The sequence below is a fragment of the Chitinophaga polysaccharea genome (assembly GCF_902150045.1).
Lineage (GTDB): Bacteria > Bacteroidota > Bacteroidia > Chitinophagales > Chitinophagaceae > Chitinophaga > Chitinophaga polysaccharea_A.
The window spans coordinates 845,657-863,744 of the sequence record NZ_CABFVU010000004.1 but is presented as its reverse complement, the minus strand read 5'-3'; the positions used below and the strand labels follow the sequence as shown (position 1 = coordinate 863,744).

9 protein-coding genes are annotated in these 18,088 nt (G+C 45.9%); all 9 read right to left on the bottom strand.

What is annotated here, in order from left to right:
- Nucleotides 1-673 (bottom strand): DUF6443 domain-containing protein (locus tag FN124_RS28095; protein WP_221887935.1); only part of this gene is annotated, 673 nt, incomplete at its 3' end.
- An 86-nt stretch (nucleotides 674-759) separates the two neighbouring features.
- The gene (locus FN124_RS28090) at nucleotides 760-4,323 is read right to left on the bottom strand and encodes an RHS repeat domain-containing protein (protein ID WP_185937420.1); all 3,564 of its coding nucleotides are present in this window, start codon (nucleotides 4,321-4,323) and stop codon (nucleotides 760-762) included.
- An 81-nt stretch (nucleotides 4,324-4,404) separates the two neighbouring features.
- Nucleotides 4,405-5,610 carry a hypothetical protein gene (locus tag FN124_RS28085; protein ID WP_142688095.1) on the bottom strand — a complete coding sequence of 402 codons (1,206 nt, stop codon included), beginning with the start codon at nucleotides 5,608-5,610 and terminating at the stop codon, nucleotides 4,405-4,407.
- Nucleotides 5,611-5,640: 30 nt separating this feature from the next.
- A complete protein-coding gene (locus FN124_RS28080) occupies nucleotides 5,641-7,059 on the bottom strand; it encodes a hypothetical protein (RefSeq protein ID WP_142688094.1) in 1,419 nt (472 codons plus the stop codon).
- Nucleotides 7,060-7,073: 14 nt separating this feature from the next.
- A complete protein-coding gene (locus FN124_RS28075; RefSeq protein ID WP_142688093.1) occupies nucleotides 7,074-8,132 on the bottom strand; it encodes a hypothetical protein in 1,059 nt (352 codons plus the stop codon).
- A gap of 194 nt (nucleotides 8,133-8,326) precedes the next feature.
- On the bottom strand, nucleotides 8,327-11,683 hold the full coding sequence (locus FN124_RS28070) for a DUF1080 domain-containing protein (RefSeq protein WP_221887934.1): 3,357 nt from the start codon (nucleotides 11,681-11,683) through the stop codon (nucleotides 8,327-8,329).
- Between the two features lie 19 nt (nucleotides 11,684-11,702).
- On the bottom strand, nucleotides 11,703-12,980 hold the full coding sequence (locus FN124_RS28065; RefSeq protein WP_142688091.1) for a Gfo/Idh/MocA family oxidoreductase: 1,278 nt from the start codon (nucleotides 12,978-12,980) through the stop codon (nucleotides 11,703-11,705).
- Nucleotides 12,981-13,144: 164 nt separating this feature from the next.
- Nucleotides 13,145-14,743: a RagB/SusD family nutrient uptake outer membrane protein gene (locus FN124_RS28060; protein ID WP_142688090.1), complete on the bottom strand. Its 1,599-nt coding sequence runs from the start codon at nucleotides 14,741-14,743 to the stop codon at nucleotides 13,145-13,147.
- A 17-nt stretch (nucleotides 14,744-14,760) separates the two neighbouring features.
- Entirely contained in the window at nucleotides 14,761-18,033 is a 3,273-nt protein-coding gene (locus tag FN124_RS28055) for a TonB-dependent receptor (protein WP_142688089.1), read from the bottom strand.
- Nucleotides 18,034-18,088: the final 55 nt, after the last annotated feature.

The window sequence follows — 18,088 nt, the reverse complement described above, 5'->3', positions numbered from 1 at the left end:
CATTTTTAAACAGCTGACCGGCAGCATATATGCGTCCGGACACGCTGGTGGGAATAACAGCCCCGGCTGTAAATTCCCAGATCCGCACTGAATCTGCTACGGTATTTATAAGGTATTTATTTTCTACAGGGTGATTCCCTCCCCTTTCTACTGTAGAAGGATCATTCTTTGCCCAGCTGTTACCCGGGGCATAGGTTTTCAACACCCGGTTCAATGGGGATGCTTCATAATCAGTCCGGGAGTAGTAAACGCTTTCCCCTGCCGCTCCGGGCGCAAGAGTTGTATTCTGGTAAAAAGCTCTCTGTGCATTAAATGGATCAGTTTTAAACTTTCCATCTTTTACGTTTTGAGGAACATAGGGAAGATACTTAGTTTGCTCCCGTCCAAACTGGTCATATACAACAGGAGATACGATATCATTACCTCCAAAGCTCATCGCTTTGGCAACGGTTTGTAGTGGTCTTCCGAGGCCATCTACATAAGTGGTTGTTTGCCTGACTTCCGCTACCGTCCGGCTGGCTGAGGCTACATAAGCGGTATCGGTAGTTGGTAATGCCGGTTCCCAGGTGCGGACATAGTTGATTAACGGGTTAACGTAAGCGGAGGGCAATGCAATAGGTACTGCCGTAGGTCTCACGGAAGCATTTGGAGTCTGCGCGTTTGCAGTTAACATACCTAAAAATAAACCGCCGATAGCACCAGTCAATGTGAAGTAACGAGAAATTCTATATTGCTTTACAACAGGTATCGAGGATAAAATCATTGGTTAATAGCTTTTTGGTATTGATAGTCAAACTGTTTCAAGATTTTGCCATTCTGATCTTTAATCAACCTGAGTCTTCCTAAACCATCATATTCATAATATGTAGTCCTATTAGCTGGATTAGTTTCACTTGTAACACCAATGGATGGAATATAGGTATAAGTTGTGATTAGTGCATTTGGCAGACTGGTTCTTAGCTTATTTAATTCGTCTCTTAATTGTTGATCACTGACAGGATTATCAAGAACATTTTGCGTTACGTAATTCTTTACAGTGTTATAATCTGCACCGTCTACTCTGGCCACTGGGTACAATCCCTTATATCCCCACAGATAAGCTGTAGCCATCCCCCCGGATTGGGACATTCCCAATAAATTCCCTTTACTGTCATAGCCTTCAAAATTCATACGTTGTTCTGTTGTAAACCCAGCTGTCTGGGTTTCCGAAGACACTGGCATGAAAATGTTATTTCCCCAATCTTTATAGTTTGCCTTTAAAGATTTCAGAAAAACACTATTCTTATAATCAGACGTAGTTATGATAGTATTTACTAAATGCCGCTGCGTCATATTGGAGTAAGGGGGGAGGATTCCAAAGTCCACAGCATACTGTATTTTTTGTTTCAGTGTATCTTTCTTACTATTTACTATAGCTGTTTGTGTCAACTGATAGTGGAGTGGCGTTTTCTCATAGTAATATGCTTCACTTTCCTGAATACTATTACCTGCATCATCGAAAGTAATAACAGTTTTTGTTCTTGGCTTATTAAAGCCCGTATTATGAGTAAAATACGGAACCTTCACGTAAACAGAAGGTTGACATGACAGAAGGAGATATGGCCAGGCGAAATCAGTTGTTTTCGGGATAGCACCAAAGTTAAACTTTACGCAATGCACTCCTCCTGCGGCCCTGTTAAAATTGGGATAGTCATCGTAATTAATACTTTGAGGAGCATCATCGTAAAAATCCTCAGGTAATGCAGTATTATTTTGATAAAAATTGAGATACTGGAAGCTGACCAGATTTGTATTAATCTCCTGTACATAGTCTTCCTCTGAGATATCGTTTAAATGCGGAGACCAATCGTAGTAGCTTATTGAATCTTTTTTTACGAGTTTGTCTCCTTTATAATATTTTGTTTCAAGCAGTTTCCCCCTTGTCCATTCTTGGGGTTCTATAATTCCATGATAGTTATATTGGTAATATTGGCTAAAATAAGGCATAGCAAAAGAAAATTTATAACCAATTCGCTGACTATTAGCCGGAGTGGTATTATCAACTGTGTATTCATCTACATACTCATATCCGCAATAGGAACCAGAAGTCGTTTCCAGAGGCAGTACAGAATTAGAATAAAAATCTATTCCCCACTGCATTTGTGGTTGCATTCCTCCCGCACCACCTGTGGGTCGGGGATAATATTTAAAATTATATTGGAAGTATTGAGGAAAAGATACCACTCTGCCTGAGGTGAAATTAGGATTCGTTGGGTAGGCATATGGGTTTAAATAAGTATAACTTTTCTTCTTTGCCAATTTACCGTTATTATCATAATAATTAATATCTTTTATACGTAATCCTCCTACATTCACCATATTGGATCCGGTATTAACCTCCCTCCATTTTACTGTAAATGAGAGATTGTATGGCTGATTATCAGCTGGAGAGCCAGGCTGATTAGCATAAGATAATGTCACCGTAATTTTATAGCTCCCTGGTGCTAGTGATATAGGTTGTTTATCTTCTCCCTTGCGAACAACCTCTGATCCCTGATAGGAAGCAGTATTAAATTCCCGTACGGAAACATATCGTCCTGCCTCAAGTTTTTCCAGCAGGAAGTTCACATTATTAACATTAGGAGGCATATCTTTCTCCAAGTCAGAAATACCAAAATTGGTACTACACTCCCAACCGTATCCTATCGCTGGCTGCACATCATTCCCAATGGTAAAAGTTTTTGTAAAACAACGTCCTCCCATTCCATTGACATAATCAGGTGATGGATATGATGTACTCCTGCTATAGCTACTGATTCCAATAGCTGCAGATTTTTCTGCAATATTATTATTGTCATCCTGATAGGTTTCAACAGGCATATTCCAAATACCTGCTGTATTACCTTCATATACAAATTCACTTTTCCCTCCTTCCGGATAAGTTATACTCTTGATAGAAAAAACGCTGGCTTTTAGAGAATGTACACTTCTATCTCCACCAGCAAATACGTTCGGAGCAATATTCGGTATAAAGGAATACTGGGTAGTATTGGCTGCTCCATTATAAAAGCCCCAATGATCCTGAGAATAAGTAAACTTGGATGGCATATCCTGGGCAACATAATAATCAAACTTGTATTTTATTGGCTCGGTATTGTCAGTTCCGCTTATAGCAATGCTGTCAAGCCGCAATCGCTGAAAACGATATTCGGAAGGAAATATTCTCTCCTCATTGATATATCTGTCAAAGGCATTCGCGTAAAAGTAACTATAGTAAAAACGTATTTTCCTGATCAGTTTACCTTGCTGGTTTACCACACTTATTTCATTCAAAGCTTTGGAAGGTGCATCATTTCTACTTGTAGTTAGGAAATCGACTCTCCCTTCCGGATAAGTAATTGCACTTGGTCTCGCATCATAATACCGGACTCCAGCTAAATAAGCACTATTGGATAAGTTATCATAAAGGCCATCTTTCCCGCCATTCCCACTTGATACGTTGGATTGAAAAAGACTTACCTTAAGACCTGATAAACGATAATTGATATAGTTAAATTTCTCGTAAGTATAATTAATGCTGTCATTAAATATATTTCGGATGGTTTTTATATTCCATGCACTTTTAAAAGCACCGGCAGGGGTAACACTTAAAGGATCATCGGTAATAGTACCATCCTTTCCCAGGTCTACACTGGTGCCGTCTGGTAATTTCAGATTCCAATAATTGAATGGGTTGATGGCTCCATTAAGTGTATTATTGTTATCATACTGTGTAACAAGAATGTCTTCCTTTGGAAACAGAATGAATTTATTTTGCTTCTGGCTATACATAAAACGTCCACCCATTCCCAATACGTTATAGTAGAACTCATCAGGCATATAATCCTTCCTGTTATATTTAGCTGTAAGAATATTATCCAGTCTTACCTGAGCCTGGCTTTCCACGTCGACAGCCAAATTATTAAACTCATCTATAGTAAGTCCTCTATTATTAATTCCACCAGTGTAATAATAATTTTCATCCGCAGCTCCTTTGATTTTCCTGGAGATTTCTCCCCCATAGCTCAGGCTCCAACCAAGCCCTACCCATGTGGCCTCCTGATCCACTCTTATGCCACCAGCGTGGTAATCAAGCGTTATTGGAACAATGACCCCTTTAATCTTAATTTCATACAACGGGATACTGATATTAGGAACACCTGTATAATAAGAAACCGGTGTTTCAATAAACCGGTTAAAAGCGGCTACCTCAGGAGTTTTAAAAGTAACGGTGGGGAGGGTTTGAGCCTCAGCTCCAGTTAACAGAATAACTAAACAAAAAACTAGATAATTAATGCATTTCATGGTTTCAAATAACCTTTTGTACATCGATCAAAAATATATTTATTTCCTTTCATGGCTGTTTATAGAATAAAAGGTGGAAGTTTATTGGCTTGTTTGTATACTATGTTTTACACGATTACTTATCTCTTTCTTGTCCTTGTCCTTCAACCCCTCCAACTCCTTCCTCTGCTCCACACTCTCCTTTTTAAGCTCAATAATATACAGCGTCAGCTCTTCAATCTTCTGCAACAACTTCTTATTCATCTCCCCTACATCCAGCCCATCTTTTTCCACTTCCTTCTCCGAAGGAATTTCCGGCAGGTGCTTATTGATTTTAATAAAGCGCTCCACTTCCTGTAGTGACGGCAACTGATATGCAGGATGAAATACAAAATCCGCCCAGCCACTTTGCGTAACCTTCACTTTCTGGGCAAAAATATCTCCCTTTACGGCCAACTTTGCCTGGGGGATACTGGTACCTATCCCCACATTACCATCACCCCTGACGTATAATAGCGGTTTGGCACCACCGGTGGCGGCAGAACCATCCTGGTTGGCATTATTTAAAACGGCAAATGAGTACCCAGTTACCGGAGCATTCAACGTGCCTATAGCTACGCCATAGTTTTCCCCCCACAAATAAGCAGCCGCCGTGTTAGTATTCCCCGTTGAAACGGTATGTAACTTATATCCTGGCACTGTTCCAATTCCCATTTTGCCCATATTAGTGGTGTTTCCCTGTACATCTTCATATGATAACTGATAATACTTATTATTATCAAAATCACATTTCAAACCGTAAGTGCTGGTACTGGTTGCAAAGCCAACCGGTGCAGTGGTAGTCTGATCGAAAGGGGCTGTATTAATAGGGCTGGCAGGCAAATAGTCGACAGTCCGATAATAAATTCCTCCCCATAGATAATTGGATTTTACCCATAAAGCATCATTAAATACATAAAAAGTAGCTGCTGATGGATTACCGGAAATACAACGGATCTCTAATCCGTCAAATCTTCCGGTAGTGGTGTTCTCGTATTTGTCTATCCTGATACGGTAGGTACCCTGCATGTTATAGTAATTCGCATCTCCCTGGATGTCCAGTTCAATAGTGGTGGCGTACCGGTGTGCGTCACTATTAATTTTAGCTATTTTGTAATAATAAAAAGGGTACGGGGATACGCCCGCATTAGTGGCGCCTATAGAGAGCCAATCGCCCGGCCCGCCTGCACGGGCAGCAGATACATTCACGCTGATACTGGTAAAAAGGATAATGATTAACAAACGGTACAGGTTAATAAATAAACGCATATATAGTAATTTTTGTGACTAATTAAATCTCTAAAAATTATACCCCAGCCTCACCTTCACCGGGTCAGTTCTCGGCACATGCTGGTTATATAAAAAGTCGAACAACACCATCATGTTCCCTTTCAGCTTACTGTTGATCTTGTACTTCTTACTGATCCCGATCAACCCACTTTGGGTCCACTTCTGCCCTACTCCTTCAGGCACGCCGGCGTAGTCCGGCTGATAGTTCTGCTCATAGCCGCCGTTCAGGAAAAAGGTGCCTTTCAGCTTCCAGTCGATGAAAGAGCGGATGCCCATACCCTGGCTGGAGAAACGGATGTTATCAAAGCCGGTGCCCATGCCTAGTTTGTAAGAAAGACCAACACCGGCGCTTCCGTTTTTGTGGAACTTATAGGCGGCTTGTCCTGCAAGGTCGCCGGTAGAAGGAAAGAATTTATTACTACGCTGGAACTGGATGTTGCTGCCAAATTCAAGTCTCTGCAGGAAGCTTTTTGTTTTCATTTCCTTTGGCTTGAAGTCCGGCATTTCTCCGGCGTTGTCAAGATCAGGGAACTTGCTTTTCAATTCATCGAACTTACTGCGGGCTTCCGCCATTTGCTGGCTTACGGCGGCGCTGGCATTGGGGCCGCTGCCCAGGCGTTGCTGGATCAGCTGTTCTACCTGGTTACGCGTTTGCAAACCTTCCAGGTTTGGAGCCGATGCAGTGGCGCCTTGTATATTGAACAGGCTGGCGAGCTGGGAATGTTTCTGCATGAAGTCATTAAAAGCGGGGATCTTCTTAATCACTTCCATCGCCTTCTGTTCTGCTTTCTTTTTATCTTTAAAAACTTCTTTATACTCTTTCAGTTGCTGCGCATAATAATAAGCTTCCTTGTTCATTTTCTGCAGGTCTTTAGTAAAGCCGGTATACTGGCTTAGCTGTTCCTTCAGCAGTTGCTTACGCTCACGGATATACGCTTTGATCTGTTCTGCCTGGGCGAGTTTATCTTTCAGGTTATCAACAGATTTCAGGGAACCGTTCAACTTATCAGTAATGCCTTTGGATTGTTCCAGTAATCCTTTGGAATCTTTCAGAAAAGACAGTGAATTACTGAGACTATCAAGATAAGGACCGCCCTGGGTTAATGCGCCGGAGTATTTTCCAAGCTTGCCTTTCATGCGGGATTTCAGGCTGCCGAGGGAATCAATGGAATGCGCGAACAGGTTATTGGCTTTCAGGGAATCGATGCGCCCCAGCCGGCGTTTTAGCTTTTCCTCCTGCTTCATAAAGCGGGTCAGAGCTTTTTCACTGCGCGCCGTGATCTGCCGCTCCATTTTATCGGACTTTTGTTTTACCTGCGACAGGTACTTCCCGGGAATAGCGTTCGCTTTCTGCAACAGGCTGTCCTGGGCTTGTGCGGTATACAGGCAGACAAACAATAATAAGGTCAGTTGATAAATAGCTTTCATGGCAAATAAGGGGGTTATTTTGTAGCAATTTGCTGCTTCAGTACTTCCACTTCTTTAGAAAGAGCGGCCAGTTGTTTATTCATCTCTATAATATACAACATTTGCTCTTCAACTTTCTGTAAAAGTTGTTTGTTCATCTCTCCCACATCTACGCCTTCTTTTTCTACTTCGCTGGCAGATGGAATACCGGGGAGATGCTGATTTTTTGTAACAAACTGTTCTACTTCAGATAAATCAGGTAATTTGTAATTGGGGTGGAATACGAAATCCGGCCAGTTGGCGTAGGATTTCACCACTACTTTTGTGAAGATACCGCTGCCATTTACAGCCAGTTTGTAGCCTTTGGTATCTGTGGTGCCTATAGCCACGCTACCATTGGCTTTTACCAGCATAAGGTTTACGCCGGCGCTGTTAACCGACAAGACATTGGCAGTTGCAAGTCTTGCACCTGTTTTATTTCTGCTATCGAGTATAATCCCTCCGTAAGGAATATCTGAAGCGGGAAGTACGTCTTCTAACTCCGATATAAAATAAAGGCCAATTGAGCGGCCTGGCACATAACTTCGACCGGTGATATTAGGAATAAAGTTGCCCGCAGCGCCGGTAGCGTTCATAAAACTAAGTGCACCATCAGTTGCAGCAACGTCTGTTTGTGTAAATCTGGCAAATACAGTTCCGGGCATGCTTGTTACATGAAGTCTGGCTGCCGGTGACGTTTCTCCAATTCCCAAAAATCCATTATTTACAATCCTCATTGCTTCAAACTCGCCTCCGCTGCCTCGTACAAAAAATTTCATCGCTGACATCCTTCCAGAAGCAATAGTCCTTTCCACTTCCAGCTTTCCGAGGTCAGAGCCGGCCATATTAAACTTAACGGCGCCAACAACACCCAGTACATCCGATGTATGCGTCAACTTAATATTCGATAAACCAGCCGAAGATATCTCCAGCTTCTCAGTCGGTGCAGTAGTGCCAATACCGGCATTGCCAGTGGCTTCCAATTTATTCTGGGCATTAATGTTAAGGCTAATCCCTGTCAGGACGCAAAAGGCTACAAGAAAACAATGCTTCATAAGTAAAAGAAAATGAACGGGTTGAACACCACAGTTTATAATAAGGCTAACAAATATCTACACACAAAGAAAATGACTATTCACAAATTAATGGTTAACACGTTCGTTGTATTTAAATACTCATGCTTATCAAGTCTACATAAAAAAACCGTCCCCACCTGCGCGGGAACGGTTCTGTATCTCAAAACAAAAAACTACAGTGTTTTTACCCTGATATTCCTGAATCTTACAATAGACCCATGGCCAAGAAAACCGATATGACCGGTTTCCCTGTTCAGACCCGGATGGTTTTTATGATCCAGGGTTCCGTTTTTACGGGCATCGGCAATATCACCATCGAGGATAACAGTGCCATTAAGTATTACTTTGATATGGGTGCCGTTTACGATGGCCTCTTCTGTATTCCATTCACCAACTGGTTTCAGGAAACCGCGTTTAGCAGGAATCACACCATATACAGAGCCATGGTACTGGTATACATGCAGGTCTTTATAGATATCTGCCTCGTTATCCAGTATCTGTAATTCCATACCTTCATAAGCGGCATCGCCTTCCAGTGGTGCGCGGATACCCAGGCCGTTGTTGGCGCCTGGTGTTAATTGAAACTCGAAACGGAAGGAGAAGTTTTTGTATTCGTCTTTCGTATACAGGTTACCGTGACCACCATTGGTAGGATAGATCACCAGATTACCATTATCAATCACATAGTCTTTGGTATTGCCTGTCCATTCGTGCATGTTGGTGCCATCGAACAACATTTTGTAGCCGGCTTTCTTTTCCTCGTCGCTCAGCACATAAGGCTTCGGACGCGGAATTTCGCGGATGTAAAGATCACGGTATGCGACATAGGTGCCATGTGCCTGCAGCTCGATCTGTTCTTCCGGGAAGATGGGCAGTTTGCGGTCCCAGTAGTTTTCCAGGATGGTGTTATCGGTTACCAGCTCTCCATTGAGATATACTGTTACGCGATCCCCTTGCATAAGGATGCGGAAATGATTCCATTCGCCGATAGCATTGTCTGCCAGTTTCAGTGGTTTGCTTTCATGCTGCTGGTTGTTGTATAAACCACCGGAGCCTACCTGCGCGCCCACATCGGTGCGGGAGGTATCCCAGATCTGCACCTGGGGCGAACCACGGAGGTAAATACCGGCGTCGCCCTGTGAGGTGATCTTCCAGTCGACCAGCATTTCAAAGTCGCCATATTTCTTTTCGGTACAGAGGTTATCGCCACTGCCACCGAATACCAGCAGGCCGTCTTTCACCGACCAGCCTTTACGCATGTTATCATTTGCTTTATCCTGTGCCTTGCCGAGTGCTTTAGCGTCCATTTTACCACGCACCACCGGGTTTTCTACCAGTCCTTTCCACCCGGTAAGATCTTTACCGTTGAAGAGAGGAACGAATCCTTCACCGGCAGGCATTTCAGCCAGGTATTTACGGATCGACTGCCGCTGGTAATCGGCATCGGGTCCGTTCAGTACCTTAGCTGTTTTCTCCAGCAGGGAACGTACAATGGCGCCATTATAACTCTTATCCGCCAGGGCAATGTTCATCACGGCATTGGCTGCGGCCTGCTGTACAGCGGGGTTATCGAGATAATTGCCGGCAAACAGTAAAGCAGGTAATGTTTTACAACGCTCTATGCCTTCCAGCGCCTTTTGCTGTACCATTGCTGAAGGCGACAGCTCCATTATATTGCGGAACATCAGCAGCTGCTGATCTGCAGGCAAACCGGAGCGGCGGGTGAGCCCTGCATAGCCGGCCAGGGCTTCATCACGGTAAGCGGCATCGTCGCGGGCAATTTTTAAGAGTGCTGGTGCGGCAGCTGTATTTTTCCAGGAAGACAATGCCCTTACTGTTGCTTTTTTCGTAGCAGCATCACCGTTAGTAAAGGCAGTGGTCACCTGTAACAGGGCTTCCTTTTCTCCAATGCCCGCCAGTACAGGAAGATAGCGGGATTGATTAGCGGCGGGCGCCTGCTTCATTTGTGTAAGCACATCATTGCTGGTAGCGCCTGCGCTAATAAGCGCCGCCTGGATGCTGGCAATATCTGCCTCGCTGCCGGTGTTATTAAGTAAAGTAAACAGTTCAGGGAGATTTGCTTTTGTAGCCACGTCTTTCAGTGCGGCAATAGCTGCGCTTCGGGTAGTGGCATCCGTACTGGCGGTGAGTGGCAATACATCCATTACGCGGCTGTCTGCTTTACGTGCAGCCAATACCGTTAGTAAGGCCGTTTGCGCTGCGGCCGGCATTGTTGCCAGTGAAGCGCCTGCCTGTGCAGCCACTTCTTCGCCGGGCATAATGAGCAGTGCCTGCTTCACAGCTTCTACGGTAGCGGCATCGCCTGTTTTCATGGTTTGCAGCAGGGAAGGCAACGCAGCTGCACCACCTGTGCTGCCGGCAGCTTTAATGGCAGCCAGTTTCACGCCTTCATTCTTACTACCCAGTAACTTCAGGAGAGCAGGTAAAGCAGCGGCCACCTTGTTATCTCCCAACATACCAATTACAGCGGCTTTATTGGCATTATCAGCACCCGACAGTTTCTTCAGCCACAATGCGTTGCCGGCTAAGTTATACTGGCCTGCAAATTTCAGGGCAGCATCACGGTATTCCGCATTCTTATCATCAGCAGCAGCTAACAGCAGCGGCATACTCTTTTCCCCGCTAATAGCGGTAAGCAGTTTTAACGCGGCAGTACGGGTGTGGACCTGTGCATCTGTTTTTGTTTGCTTAAGCAGGTTCTCTACTATTTTTGTTGCGGCTGCCTTATCAGTGATATTGGCAGCATAGTACAGATAGGAAGCAGTAGCATCAGTTACATCATAAGAGTAACCGCTTTTGGCAGCAGCAGTGGCCAGTACCGGCGCAGAAGCCGGTGCGCCGATCTGTGCCAATGCATACAACGCTACTTTAGCGAGTTTTTTATCTGCATTAGCGGCTAATGGTGCAATAGCGGTAGCGGCAGCAGTATAACGGCTATCACCCAACGCTTCTGTGAGCGTAATGCGGTTGTTGCCGGAAGCTGTGCTGAGCGCCTGTAACAGGGCCTGCTGTGCAGCGGGCGTATTTATTTTTACCAGTGCGCGGGCAGCGGGGTCACAAAGACGATTATCTGTGAGGTACGACTGTAACGTGCTGGTAGCATTATCCTCCGCCAGTGTTTCCAGCTGGGTGATGAGGAAGAATTTATTTTCCGGTTCAGTTGTTTTTGCCAGTGCCTTGGAAAGCGCAGCAGAGGCCAGTTTACGGGCAGCCTCCTTACCGGGCTGAGTAACATAATAAGCGTAACCTGCCAATGCGTACTCCAGTTGGGTATTATTCCCTTTTCCGGGGGCTGCCAGCATACCGGCAATAGTAGTAAACCCTTCCTCTCCCAGTGCCGCAATAGATTCCATATTGGTGTTAAACTGCGTTTTATTGGGAGCAGGCATCAATGCCAGTACATCGGCTATTTTGGTATGGAACGCACGCTGGTCCGACGGCCCCTGTGCGGAAACCAGGCTACTCCAGCCAACCAGTAATGCAACGAGTAAGTATAATATCTTTTTCATAATTCGTTTACTTGATTGTTTAGATAGTCCACGGTCCGCGCATTGGCTGATAGATCAGCGCATTGGCGCCGGCATCATCTATAAACTCCTGTTTCACCGGGTCAAATTTGAGCGAGCGGTTCAGGCGCAGGGCGATCTTGCCCATGTTCACCAGGGTAGCGGAGCGATGCCCGTTTTCTTCGTTCAATGCAAACTTCCGGCGGTTCTTTACAGCATCCACGAAATCTGTTTGCTGAGGTGCAGGATCGGGGAATGCCGCCAGCTTTTTCTCCAGGTCCTGTATATCCGAACGGAAACCGGGATAGAGTTTTCCTTTGGGGCCCTCTATGTAAGCGGCCTTTTCATCTGCGCCATCACCATCAAGGATGATCTGGCAGCCATCTGCATAGGTGTAGGTAATTCTTCTCCAGGTACCTACTGCATCAGGGTGTTGTTGCGGTGCATCTACTTCCACGCTTACAGGACTGGTATCATCTTTCCCCAAAAAATACTGGATAGGATCCAGGTAATGCTGCCCCATATCTCCCAAACCTCCACCATCATAATCCCAGTAGCCACGGAAGGTCTGATGCACACGATGCGGGTTATACGGGCGATACGGCGCTGGCCCCAGCCACATATCATAATCCAGTTCTTTTGGTACCGGCATTGCTTCCAGGTTGGTTTTACCTACCCAGTAAAATTTCCAGTCGAACCCGGTATGCTTACTCACCGTTACTTTCAGCGGCCAGCCAAGCAGGCCGCTGTCTACCAGTTTCTTGATCGGTTTCACAGTGGTGCCCATTCCATAAAAACGGTCTTCAAAGCGGAACCAGGTATTCAGGCGGAAGATCCTTCCATGCTGCTGCACAGCTTCCACGAGGCGCTTGCCTTCACCAATGGTGGCTGTCATGGGCTTTTCACACCAGATGTCTTTCCCCGCGCGTGCGGCATCTGCTGCAATGATCCCATGCCAGTGCGGCGGAGTAGCCACATGCACAATATCCACTTCAGGTAAAGTGATCACCTCACGGTAATCCGCAAAAGTTTTTACGCCTTTGCTTTTATCACCCAGCTGGTCCATTGCCAGTTTCAGGTGACTGCTGTCTACATCGCAAAGGGCCACTACCCGTGTGCCTGCATAGCCAAAATGACCGCGGCCCATGCCACCGGTGCCTATAACGGCTTTGGTCAGCTGATCGCTGGGCGCCAGGTAACCGCGGCCCAGCACATGCCTGGGCACAATTGTAAATGCAGCAAGCGCTCCCAGGGAATTTTTGAGGAATGCCCGCCTTGAATCGCTGTTTTGTTTCGCCATAATTCAGTTTAATTGAATGCCTGGATTTGTTTTGATTGATAGTATTAGTTCACTGTATAATGCTTTTTTCACTGTTTTCTCATATCGTGGTTCACTGATTGGTAAGATATAATCTAAAGAGATGATATGCAAATACAGCAAAGGAAATTTTATAAACGGTAAGGTCAGTAGCCTGTGTTTTGTGTCATTTCCGGGTTGGATACTATTTCCTTTTCAGGTATTGGCCAAAGATAATCCCTGTCGGTATAGGAACGTTCCTGCACTTTTACCGCAACACCTGTTGCGGGATTGGTTGCGCCATATACAGGTCCGTTCATTACCTGCTTTACCAGTCCCCATCTCCTGATATCAAAATACCGCTGTCCTTCAAAGGCCAGCTCCGACTGCCTTTCGCGGCGTACCAGCTGCCGCAGCATGGCCGCGCTGTTGTAGCGTTGTTTATCTACCGCAGGCATGCCTGCCCGGGTACGCACCTCATCCAGGTATTGCATCACCAGCGGATCCTGCCAGTTTCCTAATTCAATAGCGGCTTCTGCATAGGACAACAACACTTCGCTGTAACGGATGTACATGAAATCGAGCGACCCACTCCTCGCCTGCCTGTCGCGCGGATCCAGGTACTTACGGATCCAGTAGCCGGTGGCGGTAGATTTCTGCACGCCTATTTTATCGGTGTTGCTGGTGGCATTGTCAAACGGGGCAAGGATATAATTAGCATCTAAAAACGATTGGCCGGGGTACAGGATAGAAGCAGTCAAACGGGGATCGCGGTTGTTGTTATAGTTGGGATTCTTCCGGTATATGGCTACAGAATCCGGTCCCAGTTCTGCCGGTGTTTTGCCCTGTCTTGTTTCAAAATTATCAACTACCTGCATCGTAGGCGATACATATGTTTCTCCGCCGATACCAGAGGGTGCAAAGGTAGTCCACGCGTTACCACATCCACCATCCTTGAAAAAGATACGTTCCTGGTTCAGCTCACCACTATAAGTGAATAATTCCGCATAGCTGTTCACACCGGCTTTTTCGCTGCGGTATAATTTATAAACGCCGGACCCGATGATCTTTGCGGCAGCATCCTTTGCCACATCGTAATGGTGAAAAAATAAAGCAAGTCGCACAATCAGCGCATTACAGGCGCCCGCAGAAATACGCCAGGTTTCATCACTGTCATATTCCCCTGGCAGGTTCTCCGCACATTCCTTTAATTCAGCCAGGATAAATTCATACACTTTTTCCTGCGGATCCCTTTTGACGTGATTCTCCAAAGGAGTAAGCGATTTTGTAACAATGGGAATATCGCCAAAAAACAACATGATCTCCATATGATAAAAAGCGCGCAATGCCCTTGCTTCATATTTCATACGGGTGCGCAGCTGATCGTCCATAAAACATTTATCCACGTTCTCAAGAAAGCGGCAGGCGCGGCGTACATCTATATAATCATCCCGCCAGATCCATTCTGCCACATCCCAGGTAGGGTTCTGCAACCCGCGGGTATAAATATCGTAGTTACCGCGGAAGTCGCCCCGGCACACCGCTTCATCGCTGAGCCCCGACCAGAACATGACGTTCCTTCCGCTGGATCCGGCTGGTACCCCTGCATAAATGGAAGCCAGCGCGTTATAGGCATGTGTTTCGGTTTTCCACCATTCTTCATCGGTTACCCCGGATGGATTATCGTGAACGAGGAATTTTTTGCAGCCTGGTGAGCACAAAAATACCAGGCCCAGTATCATTGTTATGCTGAATTTTATTTTCATTGTTAAAAGTTGAATGGTTATAGTTGAATGCTTACTCCTGCGGTATACATTTTCATAATGCCATAAGTCCATTGATTTCCCTGGCTTTCCGGGTCTACCAGTTTCATAGGTGTGAACACAAACGGATTCTGTGCATTTACATACACCCTGGCACCGTTAACGCCTATACGTTTTAAGGTGGTGCCGTTGAAATTATAACCCAGCTGGATATATTTCATGCGTACATAGGCACCGTTCTGTATCCAGAAATCGGATGATAGTTTGTTGATGTCCGGTGTGGTGGTTAAGCGCGGAAAGCGTGCATTGGTGCGTTGTGGCGTCCAGTAGTTATCAGCGTAATACTTTGTGGGGATACCGCCATCAGACGACATATCCAGCGGGTAAGCCAGCATACCGCTCAATACTGCATCATTTTTACTGACACCCTGGAGCAGCATTTCCAGTTCCCATTTTTTATAGGTGATCCTGAAGTTGGCGAAGAAATCAGCGCGGGGTGTGGGATTGCCAATCACTCCCTGGTCATTTCCATCAATGATATTATCCCCGTTCTGATCAAGATAGCGGATGTCTCCCGGTTTTGCGTTGGCCATAACAGGTACCAGTGGCGTACCGTCCGGTTTAAAATCAGCAGCCTGCAACAGCCCATTTGTTTTATATCCGTACAAACTGTTCAGCGCATATCCTTCTTTGTTAATACTTCTGCCACTGATATAAGGGCCGCCCAGCACCGTGAGGAAGGTGTTGTTGTTATAGGAAATACCCGGGCGTACGGAAATAGTAACATCTTTACCAATATTGCTGTTGTAATTCAGCGACAGCTCCACTCCTTTGTTCCGCAGCTTGCCTGCATTGATGGGAGTAGTTCCCATACCGCCTACATAAGATACCGGTGGTTGAAGGATAATGCCGTTAGTGGTTTTATTGTAGAAATCGAAGGTAAATTCCAGTTTACTTTGGAACAAAGCCAGGTCCAGCCCCAGATCCAGCATATCTACCGTTTCCCAGGTGATATCGGGGTTACCGAATATTGACTCTACGCCATCTGTGGCACTGATCATGTTCTGGTACAGGTAAAGATTTATATTCTCATTTCCCAGCCGGCCATAGGAAGCACGAAGCTTCATATTATTAATGACAGATACCGGCTTCATAAAGTTCTCTTTATGAATGTTCCATCCTAATGCTACGGAGGGGAAAGTTCCATACTTATGGCCCGGCCCGAAGCGTGATGAACCGTCTGTACGGATGGCTCCTTCCAGCAGGTATTTATCTTTATAGGAATAATTTACTTTCCCGTAAAATGACAACAGGGAATATACATCCCAATATCCGCTGTTATTTTCCTCCTGTGAATAACCGCCCATCAGGTAAAAATGATGGTCTTTCAGATCATAGGTATAATCTGCTGTTACGCCTGCATAGTAGTAGGTGGTTCTTGCCATACTGGCCGAACGTTGTACGGCCCACGTCTGCACCAGTTTGCCGGTATAGTAGTCAAAGAAATAATAGTTGTCGCGGGTAGTACGGGTTACATCACTGTTCAGCCGGAAGCTGAACTGACCGCGGAGATTCAAGCCAGGCAATACTTCCCATTTAGGTTGCAGGTTAATGCTCGACTGCCCGTATTCGTTGGCCGCCTTACCTCCATGTTCTGCATAAGCCACCGGGTTTACAATATCCACATAGCGCCCGTATATTACCGGCGCCCCATCTTTTGCAGGATATTTCGGAAGAATGGTAGGCGGTACCCGGAAGATATCTTCCAATATCCTGTTGCCATCATTACCATTGGGCCGGTTAGGATAGAAAGTATTCCGTTTGATGGCCAGCATATCCATATACACGAGGAATTTTTTGTTGATAGTGATAGAGGTATTGGCGCGGATATTATATTTATTGGAATGATTGAGCGGGATCATTCCCTGCTGGTTCTGGTAATTGGCGGTTAACGCAAAGCGGGCCAGGCTGTTACCTCCGCTCACTCCTACAGAGTGACTGGTAATGGGCGCTGCCCGGTTCAGGATCTCTTTCTGCCAATCGGTGTTTGGATATTTTATGGGGTCGTCTCCTGCTTCCGTGTGTTGAATATCTTCTTCCGAATAGAGCGGCGCGTTGCCTGCATTTACCTGCGCTTCATTAAACATGCGCATATATTGGGGGGCTTCCACCAGGGCCGGCATAGAGGAGGGCGATTGCACACCATAATATCCGTCGTAGGTAACGGCTATCCTTCCGGCCACGCCGCGCTTGGTGGTTACCAGTATTACGCCGTTGGCAGCACGGGCGCCATAAACTGCGGCCGCAGCAGCGTCTTTCAGGATAGTAACGCTTTCTACGGTAACAGGATCTATGTAATTCATGTCCATAGGCACGCCATCTACCATCACCAGGGGATCGGAGGCATTTACGGTGCTGATGCCACGGATCTTTATCACGGCCGCATCGCCGCCAGGCAGGCCGGAATTCTGCGTTACCTGCAAGCCGGTAACTCCTCCCTGCAGCGCCTGCGATAAAGCTGTAATGGGCTTACCATTGGTTTGCTGCGCGATATTTACCGAACTGATGGAACTGGCAATGTGTTTCCGTTGTTGTTCGGAAAGGCCTACCACCACTACTTCATCGAGTGCGGCTACATTTTCTTTCAGGGAAATGGTGAGCGCGTTATGACTGCGGATAATGGTGAACTCCTGGGGCAGGTAACCCATCTGGGTAAAAACGAGCACCGCATTCTTTTTAGCCCGGAAAGTGAAGTAGCCGTCGGCGTCTGTAGTGGTTCCAAGCGCGTTATTATCCTTTACGCGGATGGTTACTCCCGGCAACGCCTGCGGCGGTTCATGCGTATCGTATACCCTTCCCCGTATGAGATAGGTGCTGTCTTCCGCAAGGGCGGCGGTAGACAGGCGCTGATCGGGCTTCGTTTTTTCCTTGGGGATAATAGCCACCTGGTTCCGCATAATGCGGTAGCTAAGACCTGTATTTAGCAGGGCTTTGTCCAGCACCTCATTGATCTTTTTATCCTGTAGTTCAAGGGTGAGCGGTTGTTCCCTGTTTACCAGTTCATCTTTATAAAAAATACGCCAGCGGCTTTGTGACTGGATCTGGTTAAATAGCTGTGGCAGGGTACCCTGATGCAGTTTGATGTTGAGGTGCTCATCCTGCGATTTGCCCGTGGCAGACACTCCAAAAATAGCGGCGAACAGTAAAATTACAGTCAGTTTCATTGTTCTCACAAGTTTAGTGGCAAAAAGATTGCCCGGCGGTATACGCCATTGTGCATAGATTTTTTTCATAACTTCATTACAGTTTTTTTAGTTAAACAAAAAGACAAGCCCTACCCCGCTTCGC